Consider the following 22,724-nt stretch of genomic DNA (forward strand, 5'->3'; position numbering starts at 1 on the left):
GAGTCCTACGCCGACCGGCTGCGCGGTTTCCGCGAGGCGGCGGCGGCCCTCGGGGTGGAGGACCGCCGTGTTCCGGTCGGCGGCCGGTCCCCCGAGAAGATCATTGAGGAGCTGGCGGGCGCGCGGGCGACCGCCGTCTTCCTGGAGGAACCCGCCGACGCCGCGGTGGTCGTGCACGCGGCGCGCGAGCGGGGCCTCGTCGTCCCCCGGGACCTGTCGATCCTCGCGCTCGGCGCGCCGACGCGGCCCGTCCGGGTCGACCTCGACGTCACCGGGTTCCACATCCCCCGGCGCGAGATGGGCCGCAGGGCCGTCGAACTCCTGGTCGAGCTCCTGGAGAAGGGCGGGACCCCGCAGGAGCTGCTGCCCTGCACGCCGGTCGAGGGCGCCACGCTGGCACCGGCCGGAGGCTGACCGGAGATGCCCGGAAGACGCGCCGGGACGGTCGGTGGCGGGCACCCGCCCGCGCGGTCAGGTCCCGGCGACGAGCAGTCCCAGGCCGCGGGCGACCTCTTCCGCCCGGCGCAGCACGTCGTCCTGCCAGCCGGTCAGGGCGTGCTGCGGGGAGTCGTCCCAGATCGCGGAGAAGGGGTCGCCGACGCCGGTGTCGTGGCCGGATAGGGTCTCCAGGACGGCGAGGCCGCAGAACGGCACGTAGACGGGGGAGTAGCCGCCCTCGTGCGACATCACCAGGCGGCCGTCGCAGACTTCGTCGGCGACCTCCATCAGCTGCCGGGTCAGATCCCGGTAGCCGGCGGCGGTGACCGTCATCCGCCCCAGCGGGTCCGCCGCCGAGGCGTCGAAGCCGCTCGCGACCATGATCAGCTCCGGGGCGAACGCGCGGACCGCGGGGATCACGACGCGCCGGAACGCCGCGGAGTACGCGCCGTTCCCGCACCCGGCCGGGAGCGGGACGTTCAGCGCGGTGCCGGCGCCCGGCCCGCTGCCCTGCTCGCCGAACGTGCCGCGGCCCTGGGGGAACAGCGACTCCTGGTGGACGGAGACGGTCAGCACGCCGGGGTCCCGCTCGTACACGGCCTGCGTGCCGTTGCCGTGGTGCACGTCGTAGTCCACCACCGCGACCCTCCGCACGCCGTGGTGGGCGCGGGCCCACTCGATCGCGACCGCGATGTTCGCGAACACGCAGTACCCCATGCCGCGCGCCGGCTCGGCGTGGTGGCCCGGCGGGCGCACCAGCGCGTAGGCGTTGCGGGCCCGTCCGGTGAGGACCGCATCGGTCGCGGCGATCGTCCCGCCCGCGGCGAGGAGCGCGATCTCGTACGACCCCGCGCCGAACGGCGACGCCCCGTCCCCGGCGTCACCGCCGCCCGCCGCGCTCGCCGTCCTGATCCGCTCCAGGTGCTCCGCGGTGTGCACCCGCAGGATGTCCTCCTCCGTCGCCGGGCGCGCGGGTACGCGCAGCAGGCGATCCAGGAGACCGGAGACCTCCACCAGCCCGGCGAATCTCGACTTCGACTCGGGGCTCTCGAAGTTCTGGAACGGCTGGATCGGCCCGCCGGACGGGAGCAACCCGGCGTGTGTGCCGGTGTCGTGCCAGGCGTACCGCTCGTGCCAGACGTATCCGGTGGTCATGGTGGGTCAACTCCAGGGTGAGTGGGTGGGGAGCCCGCCCGGACGCGGGCGGGCCCGGGACGGGGACGGAGGGGCGGGCGGGCCGTCGGCGGCCCGCCCGGGGTGGATGGGATCGGGCTCAGGGGCCGGCGGTGACGTCCGCGGGCCGGACCCCGGGGAGCCGGTGCCCGGCGGCCGGTGGGGCGTCGAAGAGGGCGGCGACCCGCGCCCGCTCCGCGTCGGGACCCGGTGCGAGCAGCGCGGCCGCGACGTAGATCGCCGTGTTGAGGACCAGCCCCGCCACGCCGGAGGTCAGGCCGCCGAGCCAGGGGATCGACACCGGATACGCCACCTGCAGCGCGGCGGCGACGGCGAAGCCGGTCACCATGCCGCCGATCGCGCCCGCGGCGGTCCCGCGTCGCCAGAAGATCCCCAGCAGGAGCGCCGGCGCCAGCTGGCAGATGCCCTGGTAGGAGATGATCGCCAGGTTGCTCAGCCCGCTGCTGTCCTTGCTCGTGGCCATCGCGACGGCCGCGGCCAGCACGGTCAGGGCGACGATGGCCAGCCGGGCCGAGCGGGTCTCGCGCCCGTCGTCCGTCCCGCCGTCGCCGTTCCCGCCGCGCAGCACGTCGTTGCTGAACTGGGCGCCGCACGCCTGCATGTTGGCGTCCACGTTGCCCATGGTCGCGGCCAGTACGATCACTCCGGCCAGCGCGACGAGCGCGGTGCCGCCGACCCCCGCGGTGATGAACCACACCTGGTCGGGGGCGTCGGACACGCCGGGCAGGCCGGCGGCCAGGATGCCGAGCATGGTCAGCGCGGTGGCGAAGACGAACAGGATCGGCGCCGCCTGCACGGCCGACTTCTTGATCGCCGCGGTGCTGCGGGCGGTGAACAGCCGCACGAAGATGTCCGGCCAGCACCAGCCGCCGACCGCGCCGGTGAGGATGATCGACATCACGTACAGCGGCCCGACCGGGCTGCCGGGTCCGGGGATCGCGAAGTGGCCGCCGGGGACCTGGTCCAGGCCGTGGCCGTTGGTGAGCATCCAGACCAGCAGCCCGACGATGACGCACAGGCCCAGCACGTACGCCACCAGACCCTGCACCATGTCGCTGATCACGACACCGCGCATGCCCATCCGCACCGTCCAGATCTGGCGGACCGCCAGCACCCCGATGCCGATGAGGATCGCGGCGTCCGGTGAGACGTTTCCGAAGGACAGGTAGGAGAAGACCAGTCCCAGTGACTGCAGGCCCAGCACCATCCACGGGAACGACGACACGATGCCGATGACCGCCGCGACGGAGCGGACCCGCCGGGAGCCGAACCGCAGGCCCAGGAAGTCCGCCTGGGTGCGCAGGTCGAAGCGGCGGCCCCAGTCGTGCACGCGCTGCGCCATGAAGAACATCAGGACGACGGCGAGCAGCGAGTACGGCAGGTAGTAGAAGCCGATGGCCCCCGACCCCGCCGCCAGGCCGGTGAACGCGATGAAGATCGATCCCGGCAGCCAGGTGTTGAGGAACGACATGGTCTGGTACCAGGACCCGAAGGAGCGTCCGGCGACCGCGTAGTCGGTGAAGGTCCCGGCGCGGCGGTGTGAGCGCTCCAGCACGGCGACGACGAGCAGGAAGAACAGGGCGACGGCCCCGTAGCCGATGAGCATGTTCACAGCCCGGCCTCCCGGGGCTCTTCCCGCCGTTCGACGGCGTACATCACCAGGATGCTGGCCAGGACGACGGCACCGCCGCCGACGAAGTAGAGGAGCGCGGCCGTCGCGTTCGCGGCCGCCCCCGCGGCCCAGTACAGCGGCGGGAACAGCGTGAGAATCGTGTCGACGACCAGCAGGGCGGCGAAGAGCCCGCGCCTGGATGGCCGCGATCGGGTCGGACCGTCGGTGGTCGGTGTCTGTCTCATGGGGGGTGTCCTTCGTGCCATGCGGCGGTGCGAGGAGGCGTACGCCGACGCCGTACTGCCGGAACGTTCCGGCTTTCCGCTCACGATAGATATGACGGAACGATCCGGCAAGGGTCGGGAACGAACCGGTGTAAGGTGCGCGCCGATACCCCCGGCAGTGATCGAAACCGTTCCGTACGGCATAGACTCCCAGTCGTGACCGGCCGATCCGTGACCATCATCGACGTCGCCCGCCATGCCGGGGTCTCGAAGACCACCGCTTCGGACGCCCTGTCCGGCGGCGGCCGGGTCTCGCCGGAAACCCGAGAGCGCATCGCGGCCGCCGCCGCCCTGCTCGGCTACGTGCCGAACGCCGCCGCCCGCCACCTGCGCCGCAGCAGGGTCGGCGCGGTCGGTCTCCACGTGCCCCGGCAGGCGATGGGCATGGGTTTCTACATGGAGTTCGCCTTCGGGGTCGCCGAGCGGGCCCGCGAGGCCGGCCTCGACCTCACCCTCCTCGCCCTCGACCCGGCCCAGGCCGGCCGTCCCCGGCTGCGCGTCGACGGAGTGATCATCATCGACCCGCTCCCCGACGACCCCGTCACCGGGGCGCTGCTCTCCGCCGACGTCCCCGTCGTCACCGTGGGGCGGCACCGCGGTCCGGGCCCCGCGCCCGCGGGCGTGCTGGTCGCCGACCACGCCGCGATGATGAACCGTCTCCTCGGTCACCTCCACGCGGCGGGGGCCTCGGCGCCCGGCCTGGTCGTCCCCGACGACGGCTTCCGTTCCGACTGGGCGCTGCTGGTGCGCGAGACCTACGAGCGGTGGTGCCGCGACCACGGCGCCACCCCGGTCGTCCGCAGCGTCGCGGTCGACGCGACCCCCGACACCGTCGACGAGGTGATCCGCGATCTCGTCACCGGCGGTCCCGGCCTCGACGCCGTCATCTGCGCGCCCGACGGCAGCGCGCTGCGCGCCCTGAGCACCCTCAAGGCCCTCGGCCGCCCGGTCGGCGACCGACTGCTCCTGGCCTCGTGCGTGGCGAGTCCCAGCATGGAGCTGTGCGATCCCCCGATCACCGCGATCGACCTGCGCCCGCGCCGCTACGGCAACAGCGCCGCCGGACTGCTCACCGGTATCCTCGCCGGCACCGTGGAGCCGGAGGAGCGGGGACGGCCGGTGGAGCGGCTGCACCCGGTCGAGCTCCTGGTGCGGCCCTCGACGGCCTTCCGGGCCGAGACCGCGCCACCGCGGGCGCGGTGAGGGGCGGCGCCGGGGCGACCGGAGGGCCGTCGAACCGGGTGTAACTCTTCCGCGGTGACTTGTCGATCTGCCTTTCTCGTCGTGATCGCTGGATCGCGGGACCGGCTTTTACTCGTGGGTGCCGGCATGTGAGGCGCTGGTAGCTGTGTTGACGGCCCTCGTTCCTGCGGGGACCGGCGGGTGGTGGTCAGCCGCTGTAGGACCAGGCTCAGAGGCGTACAGCGCTCGATCGCCGCCGGTGTCAACCGTGTGTCGGCGGCGTCTTGGTCGCCAACTGGCGATTCCGTCTCGAACATCAGTGCCACCACGTTCACCGCGTGTCATATCCCGGCGGCTCGCGACTCATCGGGTGCTTCGGAAGCTCTGGGCCCAGCGGCGAAGTTCGGTGGCGGCCTCGTCGCGGGTGAGGGAGCCACGTTCCAGGTGAACCTCCCGGAGATGCCGGATCGCGGCCCCCACCATCGGGGAGGGCGGAATGTCGAGCATCTGCATCACCGTTCTGCCGTCGAGTACGACGGGGACATCGTCACGCCTGGCGTACCTGTCACGTTCGGCGGCGGCGCGGGCATCGGCCTCTTCCTTGGCACGGCACGCGGCCTCCCACACGTCGTAGTCGGCGGCGTCCAGGGCATGTAGGCCCGCCCGGCGCCACCCCTCCATGTCGCGTTCCTGCCCAAAGCCGACCGTGTCGAAGAGGTCCAACGCACCCGCTCCGACCACTCCGAGGTGCGCGAGCGCGGCGTTGATCGGCCAGTCCTCGTGTGGCGGTCCGACCCGGATCGATGCGTACTCGGGACCCCAGCTCTGACGGCCGTTCTCCCACAGGGCAGCGGCCTGGCTGCCGTTACCACCCCAGAAGTCCGCTTCCACGTAAGCGATACGGCCGCCGCGTGACCAGTCCTTCAGTCTCTCGGCGAACCCCGGGGACATGAGCATGAACGGCCCGCTCTCCCGCCGCGCGTCGGTCAGCTCGTTGAAAATCTCGTCAGTCACCGGTAGCAGCCCCAGGCGTTGCCGGAGGGGCGCCACCACGGCCCGTGGCACATCGTCCGCCAGGGAGCGGAGATGGTCAAAATCACCGACAACACCGTGGAGCACATAGGACATGCCCGCACCCTAAATCGGGCAGCGGCACACAACCACCACATTTCATGGGCCGGACGTCGCGGTGTCGACCACCTCCAACGGGTGGGCAACTCGCATCGAGTCACTGCGTTTCAAGCTGCGAGGGTGTGCTTCTCCTGGTGGCGGGTTCGGTGAACGCGGTGTTGTTCGCGGTCGAGGTGATAGGTCCAGTACGCGTCCAGGTCGCCGTTGGAGATCACGGCGCGTAGCTTCGAAATCGCTTCAGCGCCGGCCAGCCCCCACCTTGCGCCGGTGATCTCCAGCCGGTCGCCGACCAGGTGCCTGGCTGTGCCCTCGACCACGCCGGTGGCAATCGGGCACCCCGATCAAACAGTCATGACTGGCTGACCATAAAAGCCCAGGTCAGACTCTCACTGAGAACGAGCTGCACCCCGCCGAACCTCCTCCGCCTCGTCGGCGATCCGAGCCGGGTACGCGGATCCCCGCCCGGCGGGAGCCGTGACCGCATGTACCGGCCGTATGGTCCGCATGATCAGAAATGCGGTGGAAACACCGGCCTCGATCTCGCGTACAGATCGATCGATTCTTGGGCAAGGTGCCCCGACGAGAGCGGTAGCCGTTGCTCATTCCGCCGGCCGGGTGGATCGATCGTGAGGCGCGGGAGCGGCGATGCCGGTTGCCGCCACCTCGTCGTGCCGTGTGACCAAAAGATCACTATATGTCGGAAGGCCTAGCATGACTTCCATGCCCGAGCCGGACTTCCTCGCCGCCACCCGTTCCGCCTACGACGCCGCCGCCACCCAGTACGCCGAGGTCATGCCCGAGCGCTTTCACACCAGCCCGCTCAGCCACGCGATGATTCCCGTCTTCGCCGAACTCGTCCGGGCGTCCGGCGGCGGCCTGGTGGCGGACGCGGGGTGCGGTCCCGGCCACGTCACCGCGCATCTACGTTCCCTCGGCGTGACCGCTTTCGGAGTCGACCTGTCGCCGAGGATGATCGCGCTCGCCCGGGACGCCCACCCGGAACTGCGCTTCGAGGTGGGGCCGATGGACGCTCTCACGGTGGAGGACGCTTCCCTGGCCGGGGTCCTCGCCAACTACTCGATCATTCACACCCCGCCCGAACGGCTCCCCGCAACGCTCGCCGAGTTCGGCCGTGTGCTCGCCCCCGGCGGCCACCTGCTGCTCGGCTTCCACGCGTGCGACGATCCCACCGGGCCGGCCGAGGCGTTCGACCACACGGTGTGCCCCGCCTACCGCTATTCGCCCGGCCACGTGGCCGAACTGCTGCTCAGAGCCGGGTTCGCCGAGATGGCTCGGCTGGCCGTCGCTCCGGGCGAGGATCCCCGGCGAGGCCTCCCGCGGGCCTTCCTCCTCGTCCGCCGCGTGACACCTGATCCACATCTCTGAGAAACCCGTCCGGCCCGGCCCAGGCCGGACCAGAGCCCGCTTCCCGTGCGGAACGGCATTCATCCGGATCGCGGCGGGCGGCCTCTTCCCCGCGCCGCTCGGCCCGAGCCGGCGTAGGCGCCGGCGAGGGCGTCCTCCGTCCCCGCGCGCCCTTGACCGCGCAGGGCGACCGGCACCGTCCCCGCCTCCAGGACGCACTCAGCCGAGGCCGCGGCCGAGCCGGCCGTCTGGGCGGCCGATCGGCCCGGAGCCGGGCTGAGCGCGAGCCGTTCTCCGGGACCCGCCCGCCGGGTGGCCCGCGGCGTCCGGCGGGGCGTCACCTTCCCGCCATTCATGACTGCCCCGGTCGGGACGGCTGGCCCGGGGCAGTCGCGACACCCGTTGAGAACGCGCCCGGGCCCGCGTCTCCGGCCTCACCGGCCCCTGAAGTTTTCTTTTGGTACACCCAGATGTCTTGAAACTCGTAACCATCACCCGGTTGAGTTCGCGGGTGCCACCACGTCACCACCCCCGCATCGCGGCCACGGCCGCGCTCTCCCTGATCCTCACACTCGGCGCGGCCGGTACGGCGCGGGCCGAACCGCCGTCCGGGACGCCCGCGCCGCGGACCCCCGCCGCCCAGGCGTCGCCCTCGCCGGGCGCGCCCGTGGAGGACGCACCACGAGCGTCGTCCTCCGCAGACCTCTCCACCCTGCTCGTCGCCCCCGCCGGACGGCAGCTGGAGACGGCGAAGAAGACCCGGCCCGTCGCTCCGGGCGTCACGCTCACGTCCTTCGACCGTTACGACAGCGCCGGCTGGCTGCGGGCCGACGCGATCTCCGCCGACCTCGGCGGGGGCGCGCGGGCCGGCTACCTCTACTCCGGCGAGGTGACCAAGGACGAGCCGCTCTCCGGACCCGCCAGGCGGACCCGGGCCGTCGCCGCCGTCAACGGCGACTTCTTCGACATCAACAACTCCGGCGCCGCCCAGGGCATCGGCGTCCACGACGGCGAACTCGTGCAGAGCCCGGTCGCGGGCCACCACAACGCCGTCGCGGTCACCGCGGACGGGGTCGGCCGCGTGATCCAGATGTACTTCGAGGGCACCGCGACCCCCGAGGGCGGCACCCCGATCACGCTGACCCAGTTCAACCAGCTCGTCCAGGCGGGCGGCGTCGGGCTGTTCACCCCGCTCTGGGGCTCCTACACCCGTGCCCGCGCGGTCGCGGGCGCGGCCTCGGTGACCGAGGTCGAGGTGCGGGACGGCACCGTCACCGAGGTGCGCACCTCGGCCGGGAGCGGCCCCATCCCGGCGGGCACCACGATCCTGCTCGGCCGCGACGCCGGGGCCGCCGCGCTCGCCGGGCTCAAGGCGGGCGACCGCGTGGAGGTGGCGTACCGGCCCAGGGCCTCCGACGGCGGCGCGGTCCGGACCGCCGTCGGCGGCAACGTGGTCCTCGTCAAGGACGGCGTCGCGCAGGTCTCCGCCGACCCCGCCGCCCACCCGCGCACCGCCGTCGGCTTCTCCGCCGACGGCCGCACCATGTTCCTGCTGACCGTCGACGGGCGCCAGGCAGACAGCAGGGGCGTCACCCTCACCGAGCTGGGGGCGATGATGGCCGAGCTCGGCGCGCACAACGCGCTGAACCTCGACGGTGGCGGATCCTCCACCATGCTCGCCCGCGAGCCCGGCTCCGCGGACGTCCAGGTGGAGAACAGTCCCTCCGACGGAGGCGAGCGGCACGTCCCCAACGGCCTCGCGCTCTACGCGCCCGAGGGGAGCGGCCGGCTGAAGGGCTTCTGGGTGGAGACGGCCAGTGACCCGGCGAAGGCCCCCGGGGTCGGCCCGGTCGCGGGCGCCCGCCCCGACCGGGTGTTCCCCGGGCTCACCCGCAGGCTCACCGCGGCCGGTTACGACGAGACCTACGGACCCGCGGCCGGGGCCCCGTCGTGGCGGACAAGCCCGGCGGCGCACGGGCGCGTCGGCCGGGACGGCACCTTCCGCGCCCTCCTGCCCGGTCGGACGACCGTCACCGCCTCGCGCGGCGGAGCCAAGGGCAAGATCGACCTCACCGTCCTGCAGCCCCTGGCCCGGATCGGCGCCACCGCCGACCGGGTCGGCCTCGCGGGCGCCGGCGCCGCCGGAACCTTCGGCGTGGTCGGCTACGACCGCAACGGCAACTCCGCGCCGATCGAGCCCGCCGACGCGCGCCTCGACTACGACCGGGACCTGCTCGACGTCGTCGCCTCCGAGCACGGCCTGTTCTCGGTGAAGGCGAAGAAGGAGACCGGGTCCGGGCTGGTGACCGTGCGGGTCGGGGACGCCACCGCCGCGGTGCCGGTGACCGTCGGGTTCGAGAACGTGCCGGTCGCCGAGTTCGACGACGCGGCGTCGTGGACGTTCGCCGCGGCGCGGGCCACCGGCTCCCTGGCGGCGGCCCCCGGCCGGACGGGCGGCGGCCTGAAGCTCTCCTACGACTTCACCCAGTCGACGGCGACCCGCGCGGCCTACGCGAACCCGCCCCGGCAGGTCACCGTGCCCGGCCAGCCCCAGGCGTTCGGCCTGTGGATCCACTCGGCGGGCAAGGGCGAGTGGCCGAGCCTGGAGTTCTACGACGCCCAGGGGCAGTCGCAGATCCTCCGCGGCCCGTACCTCACCTGGACCGGCTGGAAGTTCGTGGAGTTCGCGGTGCCGCCGGGGGTGAACCACCCGCTGAAGCTGCGCCGCTTCTACGTCGCGGAGACCAGGGCCGACCAGAAGTACGGCGGCGAGATCGTCATCGACGGCCTCGTCGCCAGGGTGCCGCCGTCGGTGACCGCGCCCCCGGCGGCCGGGACCGCCGACCCGGTGGTCCGCTCCGGGACGGACGTCGCGGCGATGCCGTGGCGGTTCGCGGTCATGTCCGACGCCCAGTTCGTCGCGCGCGCCCCCGGCAGCGACATCGTCGCCGACACCCGCCGCACCCTGCGGGAGATCAAGGCGGCCCGGCCGGACTTCCTGCTCATCAACGGCGACCTGGTCGACGAGGCGTCGCCGGAGGACTTCGCCCTGGCGAAGAAGATCCTCGACGAGGAACTCGGCGGTGAGCTGCCCGTCCGCTACGTGCCGGGCAACCACGAGGTCATGGGCGGCGCCATCGACAACTTCCGGGCGGCCTTCGGCGACACCTACGGCTCCTTCGACCACAAGGGGACCCGCTTCGTCACCCTCGACACCTCGCGCCTGAACCTGCGGGGCGGCGGCTTCGACCAGGTGGCGCTGCTGCGCGAGCGCCTGGACGCGGCGGCGAAGGACCCGTCGATCGGCTCGGTCGCCGTGCTGTTCCACGTGCCGCCCCGCGACCCGACGCCGGGCAAGGGCAGCCAGCTCGGCGACCGGAAGGAGGCCGCGCTCGTCGAGGGGTGGCTGGCCGACTTCCAGCGCGACACCGGCAAGGGAGCCGCCTACATCGGCGCCCACGTCGGCACCTTCCACGCCTCCCGGGTCGACGCGGTGCCGTACTTCATCAACGGCAACACGGGCAAGAACCCGGCCACGGCCCCCGGCGACGGCGGGTTCACCGGCTGGTCGCTGTGGGGTGTCGACCCGGTGACCGAGCGCGAGGCCGAGCGGGTGCGCCGCAACTGGTTCACCGACGCGCCGGAGTGGATCGGCGCGCAGGTCCGCCCGCACGTCGACGGGCTGACCCTCACCGCGCCCGCCTCGGTGCGGGTCGGCACCCCCGGCCGGGTCACGGCCTCCCTGGCGCAGGGGAGTCGTACGGTGCCGGTCGCCCACCCGGTCTCGGCTGACTGGTCGGGCTCGCCCAACCTGCACGTCGGCACCCGCGCGGGTGCGAAGAGGCGGCACGTCGCCGTGCTGGACCCGGCCACCGGGACGCTCACGGCGCTGCGCCCGGGCCAGGTCGCCGTCTCGGTCACGGTGAACGGGGTCACCCGGCAGGCGACGGTGACGCTCTCGGCCGAGGAATCCGGCGGGACGGGGGCGGAGCGGAAAGCCGAGGACGCCGCCTGACCCCTCTCCTGCTCTCCGGCGTGGCGTCCCGGCGTCACGCCGGACGGCCCGGCGCGGGCCCGTTCACCCCGATATCACGGCGCGCAGAGGCCGCGTTCGCCTCCCGGTAATTCCCCGTTGCCGTTGCGTACCCATGATCGCCTGGACATTCATCCGCGTATCCCCTTTCAAGGGAGGTGCCCATGCGTCCGCGTGCTCGTCTCTGCGTGGCGGCGTTGACGTTCTGCCTGGCCGGTCTGGTGACCGTGCCCGCCGTGCGGGCCGACGGGGTTCCCACGGTCGAGCCCGAGGTCGAGACCCCCGCCCTGTTCGACGACGACGCCGGCGGCAACGCCAACGGCGACGACCCGGCGATCTGGGTGCATCCCACCCGTTCCGGGAAGAGCGTGGTGGTGGCCACCGCCAAGGAGGGCGGCCTGTACGCCTACGGCCTGAACGGCGGACAGCTCCAGCACGTCCCCGCCCCGCCCGCCCCCGGCGAGGAGGACGAGCCCGGCCGCTTCAACAACGTCGACCTGGTGTACGGCTTCCGCCTGTCCACCGGCGCCACGGCCGACCTCGCCGTCGTCTCCGACCGCGGCCGGGACCAGATCCGGTTCTACGCCGTCGACAGGACCAAGGCGGCGCAGGGCCGGGCGCCGCTCACCGACCTGACCGACCCCGCGGCGCCGTTCGTGTTCAACGCCACCCAGGAGGAGGTCAACGAGGCGCAGACCGCGTACGGCCTGGCCACCTGGCAGGACGCCACCGGCGTCTACGCCCTGGTCAGCCGGCGGCACACCACGCGCGTGGCGCTGGTGAAGCTGACCGCCGCGCCGGGCGGGAAGGTCGGCTACCGGTTGGTCCGCACGCTGGACCTGCCCGGCTCGTTCCGGCTGCCGGACGGCACGACCTGGACCCCGTGCGCCGAACCCGGCGAGCTGCCCCAGGTCGAGGGCATGGTCGTCGACGCCGACCGGGACGTGCTCTACGCCGCCCAGGAGGACGTCGGCATCTGGCGGATGCGGGCCGACCTCACCGGCACCCCGGTGCTGGTCGACAGGGTCCGCGAGTACGGCAGGCCGGACGTCTACGACCCGGAGACCGAGGAGTGCACGCCGGGCGCCGACCCCGGCTACGGCGGTGAGCACCTGTCGGCCGACGCCGAGGGCCTGACGATCTACTACGGCGGCGACGGCGACGGCTACCTGATCGCCTCCAGCCAGGGGGACGACACCTTCGCGGTGTACGACCGGGAGAAGAACGACTACATCGGCCGGTTCCGGATCGGCGCCGGCGACGGCATCGACGGTGCCGAGCACAGCGACGGCGCCATGGTGGTCAACGTGCCGCTGGGCGACCGGTTCGACGAGGGCCTCTTCGTGACGCACGACGGCGCGAACACCCCGGAGGTGCCCGGCGAGGACGGCGAGACCAGGGAGAACACCGACTTCAAGTTCGTCGAGTGGGACGACATCGCCGAGGAGCTCGACATCGACGTGGACACCGACGGCTGGAACCCCCGCGGCTGACACTCCCCGCCCGCGATCCGCCGGATCACTTCCACCTGATCACCGTCCCCGCCGCGACCGGCCTCCCGCCTCCGTCGGTCGCGGTTCACCATTGTGCCGGGCCTCTCGTGTCGTGCGGGGGTGACGGTGGCCGGTCGGACGGGGGATAACCCGTCCAGTCGGCCATCCTACGGACACCATTCTCATAAGTGACCATTTGTGAGAGCACTTACCGTGACGGCGGCTACGCGGAGCTACTTCGCCCCCCGTCGCACGGACCCGAGCGGTGGGCGCGGTAGCGCGGTCTACGCCTTTGGGACCGCTACCTTGCTCCTCCGGCGTGCCCCGGGTCGTCCAGTGGCGTGAGCCGACGAAGGATGCCTGCGGCGCCGATCGCCCCAACCCGGGTCGGCGAGGTCCGGAGCCGGTGGTCGTTACGGCCTTGCCTGGCCCTGACTGTCGGCTGGGTCGCGATCCCCCCTGATCAGGGGACGATGGCCGGATGAACCGGCCAGGCCGCGGTCATGGACACCTATGACGACCCCCCGGTCCCCACAACCAGGAGCTGACCGCGGCGACCAGGGAGACCACCAGGATGACCGCTCCGGTGGTCAGGAACAGCGCGCCGTGGAGCACACCCCTGCCGCCCACCCCGTCCAGACGGGCGAGCCGGGGTCGCTCGGTGTCCACTGCCGCCTCCTTCTCATCTCGTTCAAGGGCCGCCGTCGCAATCCCGTTCGAGGGCCCGTCACTGGTCGCTCCGGCCGAGCCCGGACAGGCCGAGCGTGGCCGGCCTGCCCCGCGGGCACCTGCCGATCCGCGTGGCAGGCCGCCGTCCGGCCGTTCCCGGGCCCCGTCAAGGTCTTCTCCTCGTCACCGACGTATCGGAGTCCGGTCCTGCCGTACCGCGTCGGGCATGGACGACCGGCGGCAGGGCTGAAGATCGGTTCTGGGAAACGACTTGTCATTCACCGGAAGAGGCTCGGCCACGCGACCGCCACCCGCGCCCGGGACGGGTTCAAGGCCCATCTGGCCGTCGAGCCCGACGCCGGCCTGTTCACCGCGGTGCGGTTGGGGCCCGGGGCCGGATCGGCCCATCACGAGGTCGTCCTGGCACCCGGCCTGCCGGCGCGAGTGTGCCGCCATCTCCTCCGACTTCCGAGACGAGAAGTGTGACGAGCGCGTCCGCTGGCTCGGCGCCCTCGGCGGCCGGCGAACCCAAGCCCCGGTGAGCCGTTCGGCGGCTGCAAGGTCGTGCCGTACAACCCGAAAGCCGACCCCAACGCCCTGACCATGCCGGCCTCTGTGGCATCGCCCTTCTGACCGCTTGGTCACCACGTGAGTGAAGCGAACCCGCACCGTGCCGGGCGCGCGGTCCTCGGAGCGCTTGACATTGTTTGGATTACCAACCACTATGAAATTGTTGGTATTACAAATCACTGCCCGGCCAGGGGCGACTTCGTGGCGATGGTGATCAACTGAGGCTTTGCCGGTCGGCGCCGGTGGGTGGGCGACGGTCTCGTTCGCCCCTGATGCAAGGAGGAATCCTCATGCCCGCAATCCGGACCAAGGGCCGAGCGGCAGCCCTGGTCACCGCGGCAGCGGTTTTGGCGTTCTGTACGTTCGTCAGCTCTTCGGCCCAGGCAGCCGCCCCGTCCGCAACACCGACCGTCCGCTCCGCCAGGTCAGGGATCCCGGCCTTGGTCGATCCCGCGGCCGACCTGGGACGGCACGCGTCCGGACCCGAGCCGACCTGGTTCGACTCGATCTACTTCACCAGTTCGGTGAAGGCGAACGGTCAGGAGTTCGGTCTTCAGGTCCACACGCGCATCCTCCCGAACAGGGACGAGGCCGCGTACCGCTGGACGTTCTCTGTGATCAACAAGACCACCGGGTGGTACAAGGACTACGACGCGATGGTCGAGCCGAAGGACTATCGGTGGAGCGAGGGCAAGCTCGACATCAAGGCGCCAGGGCTGAGCTGGACGAGTGACTCCGTCCGCCAGTCGGTGCAGGTCGAGACGCCTTGGGGATCTCTCGATGTCCAGCTGGCGCCCACCGGCCCCGCCATGAACTACGCGTCGACCGGCGTTTTCAACCTGGCCGACGGCGTGCCGAACTACGAGTTCGCACTCCCGGAGATGCGGACGTCCGGAACGCTCGTCGTCGACGGCAAGAAGCACAAGGTCAGGGGCACCTCCTGGCTGGACAGGCAATGGGGTGAGATGCCGACGTCGCTGACCCGGTGGACGTGGATGAACCTCGGCATGCCCAACGGCGACAAGGTCGCCATCTGGGACACGATCGGCGCCGAATCCAAGGACAGCTGGGCGACCGTCCTCCATCCGGACGGCTCCTACGACGTGGTCGACGTCGAGCCGCTCGCGCAGGGCGCCTCCCGGCAGTGGACCAGTCCGGCCACCGGCCAGACGTATCCCACTCGTTGGCGCATCCGCATTCCCGCCCTGCACTCCGAGCTCGACGTGCGGGTCACTGGAAATCCGGACCAGGAGATCGAGACTCCCGACGGGAGCGGCTACCTGGAGGCCGCAGCGGCTTTCACCGGTAAGTACAACGGCAAGAAGGTCCGTGGCGAGAACTACGTCGAGATGACCGGCGAGTGGAACTCCTGATCACCGGCGAAGCCATCCTCGCCTGACGCAATCCGACATCACCCCGGGATCGAACACTGATCCCGGGGTGAACCATTGGGAGAAGACGGCCTCAGCCGGGGGAGTGCAGGGCAGCGTGCAGCAGCTGGACGAGTTGGTCGCGGTCTTGCGGGTTGAGTCGGTTTATCGCAGGTGCCAGTGCGCGTCGGACCTCGCCGTACACCTGCTCCGCCAGTTCCAGGCCGGCGGGAGTGAGGAACACATCGACGACGCGGCGGTCTTGGGGGTTTTTGCCCCTGGCCACCAGCCCTCGGCGTTCGGCACGGTCGATGAGGCCGGACAGGGTCGATTTGTCCAGGCCGAGGAACGCGGCGAGCTCGGTCATGCGCGGGCGGCGGTCGCGGAGGATGCCGAGGACCCGCAGTTGGGTGAGTGAGAGGTCGCGCTCGGCTCCGATGCGGGTGAGTACGCCCGCCACCTGGAAGGTGCTGCGGACGAGGGCATCCACGAGGGCGTCGGAAGTCATGTGCCCACGTTACTCGCCATGCTTTGTATTACAAACTACTGGGGGGAAGGCCGGCTCGCTCAGCGCGTCCCGCGTTCCTCCAGGGCTGTGCTCAGGCTGCGCAGGGCGTAGTAGACGCGGGACTTCACGGTGCCCTGGGGGACTCCCAGGGCTTTGGCCGCCTGCTGGGTGGCGCGGTCGGCGATGTGGGCAGCATCGGCGCCGGCGGCAGGTGGAGCAGGAGTGGCGGGAAAGTCGGTCTGCCTGCGTCAGCGAAGACATCAGCAGCCCATCATCGCCGAAGCGTGCCCTGCCTGTGGCGTCCGCGGGGGCCGCCACCGTGGCGCATCAGGATCGGCCGAGCATGTCGCGGGTGCGCACCTCCAGTCGCACGGTGGCTCCCGGACTCACGCCGGACACGGTGACGGTCAGAGGAGTGTCCGTCGTTCCCGGATGAGGCTGATCGGGTACGAGCTTCATGCGGCGGCTTGACCTGCGGCCAGGCGATCGCCGGAATCCCGGCGAGGGGACATCGAGATCACCCGTGCGCGCCCGTTCTGGCCCTGACAACGGGCGCGACCCCTCGGCGTCGTGTCGGTGCTTGTATCGCGCTGCTCACACCACCGTCTCGGCCGGGACGAAGTGGCAGGCGGCCCGGTGCCGGCGGCCGTCGACGCCGGCGGCCGGGTCGAGCTCGACGCAGATCCGGCGCGATTCGTCGACGAGCGGGCCGACCGGGCAGATCGTGCGGTAGCGGCAGCCCGACGGCGGGTGCAGCGGGTCCGGCGGTTCGCCTTCGGCAACCTGCTCACCATCGAGGCCGGTGAGCGTGGCCGCCTCGATCAGCGCGCGTGTGTACGGATGCTGCGGAGCGGCCAGCAGCATGGGGGTCGGCGCCCGCTCGACGATCCGCCCGAGCTGCATGACCGCGATCTCGGTGCAGAGGTAGCGGACAACTGCGAGATCGTGGGAGATCACCAACAGCCCCAGACCGGTCTCGGCGCGCAGCCGCCGCAGCAGGTTGAGCACCGAGCCCTGCACTGAGACGTCGAGCGCCGCCGTCACCTCGTCGGCGACGATCACGTCTGGACGGGTTGCGAGAGCGCGCGCGAGGGCGACGCGCTGGCGCTGCCCGCCGGAGAGCGCGCCCGGCCGGACCTGCGCGTGGGCAGGGTCGAGCGCGACCTGCTCCAGCAGCCGCGCGACCTCTGCGGCGCGTGCCTGGCGGCTGAGCCGGCGACCTGCCGCCGCGGCCTCTCCGATCGCCTCGCCGACGGTCATACGCGGGTTCAGCGACGCGCGAGGATCCTGGAAGACGAGCTGCACACGCCGCCGCAGTTCTCTCAGGTGGCGGCCGCGAGCCCCGGCGTAGTCGCGGCCGTCGAGCAGTACCTGGCCGCCGGCGGTCGGCGTGAGGCCGACGATCGCCCGCGCGCAGGTCGACTTGCCGGAGCCCGACTCGCCGACCAGCCCGAGCGCGCCCCCCGGTGGCAGGTCGAGCGTGACGCCGTCGACGGCCGTCATCGCCGCATGGCCGCTGCCGACCCGCACGCGGAGGTCGCGCACCGACAGTATGTTCACCGCTTCATCTCCTGTTCCGGCACCGGCAGCGCGGTGCCCTGGGGGTGCCAGCAAGCGACGCGCCGTCCCTCGCCTAACGTCTCCAGCAGCGGTAGCCGCTCGCGGCAGCGGTCGCTCGCATGCACGCAGCGGGGCGCGAACGGGCAGCCGTCGGGGACGGCGTCGAGTGCCGGCTGGCGTCCGGGGATCGTCGCCAGCGGGCGGTCCAGGTCGGCGTCGAGCGCAGGCGTCGCCGCCAGCAGCGCCCTCGTGTAGGGATGCGCCGCATCCGCGTGCATGCGGTCGGCGGCGAGTTCCTCGACGACGCGGCCTGCGTACATCACGAGCACGCGCTCGCAGAAGGCCGAGATAACCGAGATATCGTGCGAGATCAGGACCACGGCTGTGCCGTGCTCGGCGTTGACGCGACGCAGCACGCGCAGCACCTGACGCTGGACGGTGACGTCGAGCGCTGTCGTCGGCTCGTCGGCGACGATCAGGCTCGGGCGTGTCGTCAGGCCCATCGCGATCGTGACGCGCTGACGCATTCCGCCGGACAGCTCGTGCGGGTGCTGCCCCATCCGCCGGGCGGCGCCTGGGATCCGCAGCTCGCGCAGCTGCTCGACGGCGCGCACGCGCGCCTGCCTGCGCGTCGCCCCCAGGTGCACCTCCGCGGCCTCGCCCACCTGCCGCTCGATGCGCAGGACCGGGTTGAGCGAGCTGAGCGGATCCTGGAAGACCATCGCCAGCGACGTCACCAGCAGCCGCCGCCGTTCGCGCTCGGGCAGCTCGCGCAGATCCCGTCCATGGAGCGCCAGCCGCTTGGCCTGTACGGTCCCTGGCGGTTCGATGAGATCGGCGATCGCGAGCGCCGTGAGGCTCTTGCCCGATCCCGACTCGCCGACGATCCCGACGCGCTCGCCGGCGCCGACGGAGAAGCTGACGTCGCGGACGGGCGTGAGCGTGCCGCCGTCCCCCTCGAAAGCGACCGAGAGGCCGTCGACCTGGAGGACGGCGTCGGAACCGGCCGTGGACGGGCCGTTCGCGGGGACGGCAGAGGAGGCGGCCGCCGAGCGGGAACGACCGCGCCCGGACCGCCGGGCCGGTCGGATCGTCTCACCCGCCAGCGCGCCGGCGAACGCGTCACCGGTGACGTTGAAGGCGATGCCGGCGATGATGATCGCAATTCCGGGTCCGAGCGCCGCCGCCGGCGTCACGTAGATGCGATCCAGGCCGGCGTTGAGCAGCGCGCCCCAGTCGTACTGCGGCTCCTGCACGCCGAGGCCGAGAAAGCTCAGCGCCGACAGCGCCAGCAACGCCCCGCCGATCGTCATCGCCGCCTGCAGCACCAGCGCGGGCGCGATATTGGGCAGGACGTGGCGGGCCATCAGCCGCGGCAGCGAGATCCCCGTCATGCGGGCGGCGGCGACGTACTCGGAGTCGGCGACCTGCGCCGCGAGCGTCTGCGTCAGGCGCGCGAAGGCGGGTGCGATCGCGACCGCCAGCCCTACGACCGCGCCTGTCGCGCCGACACCGACGATCGTCGCGACCAGCAACGCGAGCAGCAGCCCCGGCAACGCCAGCAGCAGTCCGATCGCACTGCCGGCGAGCTTGCCCAGATGCGAGCCGAGCATGGTGGGCAGGAGCCCCAGCAGCAGCCCGAGTCCGCAGCCGAGCCCGGCCGTCAGCAGCGCGAGCACGAGTGAGAGGCGGGTCGCGACCAGCACACGCGCGAACATGTCACGGCCGAGGTCGTCGGTCCCGAACGGGTGCGCCCACGATGCCCCTTCGCCGAGCGCCTCGAGGTCGACCGCTTCCGCACGGTCGCCCCAGACGATCGGCCCCACGAGCGCGAGTGCCAGCAGTAGCCCGAAGACGGCGAGCACCGCCACGTGGGCCGGCGAGAGCCGCTTGCGTTCCATCTCAGCTCTCCCTGATCAGCGAGCGCGGGTCCAACCGTGCCAGCAGCATGTCGACGACGAAGTTGACGAGCAGCACGATCGTGCCGAGCAGCAGCGCGATCGCCTGCACCAACGGGTAGTTCTTCTGCGGGATCGCCTCGACGATCGCGGTGCCCAGCCCCGGCCAGGAGAAGATGTTCTCGACGATCACCGTGCCCGCGACGAGGCCGGCGAGCAACATGCCCCCGACGGTCAGTGTCGCGGTCAGCGTGTTGGGGAGCGCATGGCGCACGTACAGCAGCCGCCGCGGCAGCCGTTTGCTGCGGGCGACGCGCATGTACTCCTGGTCGAGCACCTTCAGCGTCTCGACCCGCGTGATCCGGGCGAGAACCGCGATCGGCACCGCGCTGATGGCCACCAGTGGCAGCACGTACGCCGTCCAGTCGCTTGAGCCCGTGACCGGCAGCCAGTCGAGCGTGACGGCGAACAGCGCGACGAGCGCGGTCGCCATCAGGTACTCCGGCACTGACACAACGAATCCCGTCGTCAGCGAGAACGACTTCTCGATGCCCGGCCGACGCCCGCCGCGCGTCAGCACGGCGATCGCCATCCCGAGCGGTACGGCGACCAGCAGCGTCACGACGAAGGCGACCAGCGCGAGCCGTAGCGTCATCGGGAAACGGTCGGCGATCACCTCGGCGACGGGCTGACCGCTGGTGAACGAGCGGCCGAAGTCACCTCTCACAAGCCCCTCGACGTAGTACCGGTACTGCTGCAGCACCGGCTCGTCGAGGTGCAGCGCGGCGCGGCGCTCCTGCACGAGCGAGGCCGGCGCGGTCGGGCCGAGTGAGGCGCGCACCGGGTCACCGGGAACGAGCTGGGTGATCAGGAACGTGATGGTCACCAGCACCGCGAGCGAGACGGCGAAACCGGCGGTACGGCGCAGCGCGAAGCGAAGCCAAGGATGCCGCATGTCAGTCCACATCCAGCGCCGCGGTCGCGGTCAGCTCGGCCTCGAGCGTCAGCGTTCGCGGCGGCGCGTCCGCAGGCGCGAGCGCGCGCAGCCCGCCGTCGGCGAACACGTGCGCCTGGTCGGCGGAGCGTGCGCCGCCGCTCTCCCGCCGGTCGGGACTGATCGCCGACCATGAGCGGACGCCGTCGGGGCCGAGCCTCGTAAGCCGTAGCGACGGGCCGCCGAAGTAGGCCCGGGCGCGGCCGCTGCCGGGGTCGACGTCGGAGTACATCGCGACGCGCAGCGGCGCGACCAGCGGCAGGTCCTGTCCGGCGACGGGCCGGTGCGCGAGGAAGGCGGCGCCGCCGCCGGCCGCCTCACCGAAGCGCAGCACCTCCCCGAGCGCGGTACTCAACCCGTGCGGCGTGCCGCGCATCCGCTCGGCTGCCGCGGCGAGCGCGCGGCGCAGCAACCCCTCCCGCGCCGATGTGAGCGCCTCGCCGGCGAGGACGGCGGCCGTCAGCTCTGCTCCCTCTCCCGGCTCGGCCGGCAGGTCGCGCACCAGCTCGCGCCAGAGCAGCCACCCCAGCGCTCCCGGCGAGGCCGCATGAGCACGGCCGTCGAACGCCAGCAGCAACCGCGCGAAGGGGCGGTCGGCGACCTCAGGCGGGGTCGTGCGCAGCGCCTGCGAGAGTGCCCGCTGCCATGCGGCCGTCTCCGGCCAGAGGTCGTCGAGCGCGATCGCGACGGCGTCCTCGAAGTGCGCCTCGAAGGTGTTCGCCAGCAGTTCGACGGCGCGGTCACCGCGAGTGTTGGAGCGGCCGGGACGGTCGTTGACGAGCACCGGAGGATAGGCGGTGAGGTCGATCGCGGGGCGGGGGTGCGGGCCCGTCAGCGTGTCGGGGGCGGTGTTGCAGCTCTGCAGGAAGCCGGTCTCCGAGCCACGGTGCTGGACCAGTTCCCCGAGCGTGTGCCGACCCTGCCAGGCGCTGGCGGCGTCGTTGGCGTCGAGCGGCACGCCGCGGTCGAGCTGCGCGGGCCGCCGTGGCGCGTGGCCGGCGCGCACGTACCAGGCGTCACCGTGGACGTCGGCGGCGACGACGTTCTGCGGCAGGAACACGCACGGCTCGAACGCCGCCTTCAGCTCGTCGATGTCGCGTGCCCGGTACATCGCCAGGAGTTGCTCGTCGAGCCGCCAGAGGTGTTCGGCGTAGGTGGTGCTGACGGCGTAGGCACAGCCGTCCGCGCGCGCGATCACCGGCGTGCGGGTGCCGTTCAGCTCGACCGTCTCGACGACGAGTTCGAGCGGCTCGGCCCGTCCCGCCACTGTGATCCACTCGCTGCGCCGGTCGATCCGCCGCAGCTCGCCGTCGCAGCGCCACGCCAGCTCGTCGTGGGGCTCGACGCGGATCCGGTAGGCGTCCGAGACGGCCGGTCCGCCGGTCGTCAGTCCCCATGCGCAGTGCGCGCCGTGGCCGATGAGCGGCAGCAGGGTGCCGGCCGAGACGACCCCGGTGATCGACAGCTCGCCGGCGCGCGCGACGACCTCGTGACCGGCGAACCCTCCGCGCGGCATGGCCGCCGCGATCCACGCCGGCGGGGGCACGAACTCCTCGAACAATCCGCCGAGCGGCAGGTGCGGGTCGCTCAGCAGATAGGTCGCGCCGTCGGCGGTCCGCTGCGGGAGCAACGCCCAGGCGTTGGAACCGCGCTCCACCACGGGGGCGGACCCGATTCCGGCTGCGGCGAGAACGGCGCGGCCGTCCGCCGTCACCCAGTACTGCACGAGCGCCCGCATCGCGGCGATCGGGAGCGCCGGCTCCAACGGCGGCGCCCACGCCGGAACCTCGCCGGGATGATCCCGCAGATAGCGGTCGACGCCGGCGACGAAGGCGGCGTAGCGCACCCGCATAGCCGGTGAGGCGCGCGCGTAGTCGGCACGCGCCTGCGCCAGATAGCCCCAGCGGAGTGCCTCGGCGTCGCGCTCCAGCGCCGCCTCGCCGAGCACGCTCGACAGCTCGCCGCGCACCAGCTTGTACTGGCCGAGCAGCTCGTGCAGCAGGTCGGATGCCTGTACGTACCCGAGACCGAAGAAGAGGTCGCGCTCCTCCGCCGCGCTGACGTAGGCGACGCCCCATTCGTCGCGCTCCACGCGTACCGTGCCCTGGGAACTCATGTGATCTCCTCGAGAATGTCGACAGCCGCCTCGACGATCGCGCCGGGCGCGTCGAGGTGGACCATGTGCGAGGCGCCGTCCGCGACGACGAGCCGGCCGCGCGGCGAGGCCGACGCCAGTTCGGCGTGCAGGGCCCGCATCACCGGCGGCGCGGTGCCGGCGGTGAGGACGACGAGCGGCCCCGGCGGCGGCTCGCCGGTGCCGGCGAGCACGGCGAGCTGCTCGCAGGAGCGCGGCAGCGCGGCGACCTCGTCGGCGAAGGCCCGCACTGATGCGACGCGGCCGTAACCGGCGGCGCTCAGCTCGA

17 protein-coding genes and 2 pseudogenes are annotated in these 22,724 nt (G+C 72.2%); 6 read left to right on the forward strand and 13 right to left on the reverse strand.

What is annotated here, in order from left to right; translation table 11 throughout:
- Positions 1 to 414, forward strand: a 414-nt coding sequence (locus ABD841_RS37745) for a substrate-binding domain-containing protein (protein WP_344981760.1), incomplete at its 5' end; no start/stop codon positions are given.
- Between the two features lie 57 nt (positions 415 to 471).
- Here ABD841_RS37745 and ABD841_RS37750 read toward each other — a convergent pair.
- The 3 genes from ABD841_RS37750 to ABD841_RS37760 form a co-directional block, all read right to left on the reverse strand.
- Positions 472 to 1,593, reverse strand: a complete 1,122-nt coding sequence (locus tag ABD841_RS37750; RefSeq protein WP_344981762.1) for a class II histone deacetylase — start codon at positions 1,591 to 1,593, stop codon at positions 472 to 474.
- A 118-nt stretch (positions 1,594 to 1,711) separates the two neighbouring features.
- The gene (locus ABD841_RS37755; protein WP_344981793.1) at positions 1,712 to 3,238 is read right to left on the reverse strand and encodes a sodium:solute symporter family protein; all 1,527 of its coding nucleotides are present in this window, start codon (positions 3,236 to 3,238) and stop codon (positions 1,712 to 1,714) included.
- Between the two features lie 2 nt (positions 3,239 to 3,240).
- On the reverse strand, positions 3,241 to 3,489 hold the full coding sequence (locus ABD841_RS37760; protein WP_344981764.1) for a hypothetical protein: 249 nt from the start codon (positions 3,487 to 3,489) through the stop codon (positions 3,241 to 3,243).
- Positions 3,490 to 3,684: 195 nt separating this feature from the next.
- Here ABD841_RS37760 and ABD841_RS37765 point away from each other — a divergent pair, with 195 nt between their 5' ends.
- A complete protein-coding gene (locus tag ABD841_RS37765; protein ID WP_344981766.1) occupies positions 3,685 to 4,731 on the forward strand; it encodes a LacI family DNA-binding transcriptional regulator in 1,047 nt (348 codons plus the stop codon).
- Between the two features lie 342 nt (positions 4,732 to 5,073).
- Here ABD841_RS37765 and ABD841_RS37770 read toward each other — a convergent pair whose 3' ends face one another.
- Complete coding sequence (locus ABD841_RS37770; protein ID WP_344981768.1) at positions 5,074 to 5,838, reverse strand: hypothetical protein; 765 nt, start codon at positions 5,836 to 5,838, stop codon at positions 5,074 to 5,076.
- A gap of 110 nt (positions 5,839 to 5,948) precedes the next feature.
- Positions 5,949 to 6,182: pseudogene (locus ABD841_RS37775) on the reverse strand (ISKra4 family transposase); the annotation flags it as partial.
- A 379-nt stretch (positions 6,183 to 6,561) separates the two neighbouring features.
- Between ABD841_RS37775 and ABD841_RS37780 the strand changes: the two are divergent.
- The 3 genes from ABD841_RS37780 to ABD841_RS37790 all read left to right on the forward strand — a co-directional run bounded on the left by ABD841_RS37780 (position 6,562) and on the right by ABD841_RS37790 (position 12,732).
- Entirely contained in the window at positions 6,562 to 7,227 is a 666-nt protein-coding gene (locus tag ABD841_RS37780; protein ID WP_344981770.1) for a class I SAM-dependent DNA methyltransferase, read from the forward strand.
- A gap of 454 nt (positions 7,228 to 7,681) precedes the next feature.
- The gene (locus ABD841_RS37785; RefSeq protein WP_344981773.1) at positions 7,682 to 11,221 is read left to right on the forward strand and encodes a phosphodiester glycosidase family protein; all 3,540 of its coding nucleotides are present in this window, start codon (positions 7,682 to 7,684) and stop codon (positions 11,219 to 11,221) included.
- Positions 11,222 to 11,403: 182 nt separating this feature from the next.
- Positions 11,404 to 12,732 carry a phytase gene (locus ABD841_RS37790; RefSeq protein ID WP_344981775.1) on the forward strand — a complete coding sequence of 443 codons (1,329 nt, stop codon included), beginning with the start codon at positions 11,404 to 11,406 and terminating at the stop codon, positions 12,730 to 12,732.
- 501 nt (positions 12,733 to 13,233) lie between these two features.
- Here ABD841_RS37790 and ABD841_RS37795 read toward each other — a convergent pair.
- A complete protein-coding gene (locus ABD841_RS37795) occupies positions 13,234 to 13,401 on the reverse strand; it encodes a hypothetical protein (protein ID WP_344981777.1) in 168 nt (55 codons plus the stop codon).
- A gap of 1,010 nt (positions 13,402 to 14,411) precedes the next feature.
- Between ABD841_RS37795 and ABD841_RS37800 the strand changes: the two genes are divergently transcribed.
- Positions 14,412 to 15,344: a lipocalin family protein gene (locus tag ABD841_RS37800; RefSeq protein ID WP_344981779.1), complete on the forward strand. Its 933-nt coding sequence runs from the start codon at positions 14,412 to 14,414 to the stop codon at positions 15,342 to 15,344.
- 91 nt (positions 15,345 to 15,435) lie between these two features.
- Here ABD841_RS37800 and ABD841_RS37805 read toward each other — a convergent pair whose 3' ends face one another.
- The 7 genes and pseudogenes from ABD841_RS37805 to ABD841_RS37830 form a co-directional block, all read right to left on the reverse strand.
- Complete coding sequence (locus ABD841_RS37805) at positions 15,436 to 15,849, reverse strand: MarR family winged helix-turn-helix transcriptional regulator (RefSeq protein ID WP_344981781.1); 414 nt, start codon at positions 15,847 to 15,849, stop codon at positions 15,436 to 15,438.
- 59 nt (positions 15,850 to 15,908) lie between these two features.
- Positions 15,909 to 16,010: pseudogene (locus tag ABD841_RS41015) on the reverse strand (sigma-70 family RNA polymerase sigma factor); the annotation flags it as partial.
- A 433-nt stretch (positions 16,011 to 16,443) separates the two neighbouring features.
- Positions 16,444 to 17,409, reverse strand: coding sequence for an oligopeptide/dipeptide ABC transporter ATP-binding protein (locus ABD841_RS37810; RefSeq protein WP_344981783.1), 966 nt, complete (start codon positions 17,407 to 17,409; stop codon positions 16,444 to 16,446).
- Positions 17,406 to 19,310 carry a dipeptide/oligopeptide/nickel ABC transporter permease/ATP-binding protein gene (locus ABD841_RS37815; RefSeq protein WP_344981785.1) on the reverse strand — a complete coding sequence of 635 codons (1,905 nt, stop codon included), beginning with the start codon at positions 19,308 to 19,310 and terminating at the stop codon, positions 17,406 to 17,408. Before ABD841_RS37815 ends, ABD841_RS37810 begins: the two co-directional genes overlap by 4 nt.
- A gap of 1 nt (position 19,311) precedes the next feature.
- The gene (locus ABD841_RS37820; protein ID WP_344981787.1) at positions 19,312 to 20,262 is read right to left on the reverse strand and encodes an ABC transporter permease; all 951 of its coding nucleotides are present in this window, start codon (positions 20,260 to 20,262) and stop codon (positions 19,312 to 19,314) included.
- A 1-nt stretch (position 20,263) separates the two neighbouring features.
- Positions 20,264 to 22,417, reverse strand: coding sequence for a penicillin acylase family protein (locus tag ABD841_RS37825; protein ID WP_344981789.1), 2,154 nt, complete (start codon positions 22,415 to 22,417; stop codon positions 20,264 to 20,266).
- Positions 22,414 to 22,724 (reverse strand): alpha/beta fold hydrolase (locus ABD841_RS37830; protein WP_344981791.1); only part of this gene is annotated, 311 nt, incomplete at its 5' end. The genes ABD841_RS37830 and ABD841_RS37825, both read right to left, overlap by 4 nt.

The sequence above is a fragment of the Streptosporangium fragile genome (assembly GCF_039534445.1).
Lineage (GTDB): Bacteria > Actinomycetota > Actinomycetes > Streptosporangiales > Streptosporangiaceae > Streptosporangium > Streptosporangium fragile.

Bases quoted from the DNA above. Each gene is read 5' to 3' on its own strand.
- ABD841_RS37820 (WP_344981787.1), bottom strand. From the start codon at position 20,262: ATGCGGCATCCTTGGCTTCGCTTCGCGCTGCGCCGTACCGCCGGTTTC.
- ABD841_RS37770 (WP_344981768.1), bottom strand. From the start codon at position 5,838: ATGTCCTATGTGCTCCACGGTGTTGTCGGTGATTTTGACCATCTCCGC.
- ABD841_RS37780 (WP_344981770.1), top strand. From the start codon at position 6,562: ATGCCCGAGCCGGACTTCCTCGCCGCCACCCGTTCCGCCTACGACGCC.
- ABD841_RS37750 (WP_344981762.1), bottom strand. From the start codon at position 1,593: ATGACCACCGGATACGTCTGGCACGAGCGGTACGCCTGGCACGACACC.
- ABD841_RS37755 (WP_344981793.1), bottom strand. From the start codon at position 3,238: ATGCTCATCGGCTACGGGGCCGTCGCCCTGTTCTTCCTGCTCGTCGTC.
- ABD841_RS37760 (WP_344981764.1), bottom strand. From the start codon at position 3,489: ATGAGACAGACACCGACCACCGACGGTCCGACCCGATCGCGGCCATCC.
- ABD841_RS37815 (WP_344981785.1), bottom strand. From the start codon at position 19,310: ATGGAACGCAAGCGGCTCTCGCCGGCCCACGTGGCGGTGCTCGCCGTC.
- ABD841_RS37805 (WP_344981781.1), bottom strand. From the start codon at position 15,849: ATGACTTCCGACGCCCTCGTGGATGCCCTCGTCCGCAGCACCTTCCAG.
- ABD841_RS37825 (WP_344981789.1), bottom strand. From the start codon at position 22,417: ATGAGTTCCCAGGGCACGGTACGCGTGGAGCGCGACGAATGGGGCGTC.
- ABD841_RS37790 (WP_344981775.1), top strand. From the start codon at position 11,404: ATGCGTCCGCGTGCTCGTCTCTGCGTGGCGGCGTTGACGTTCTGCCTG.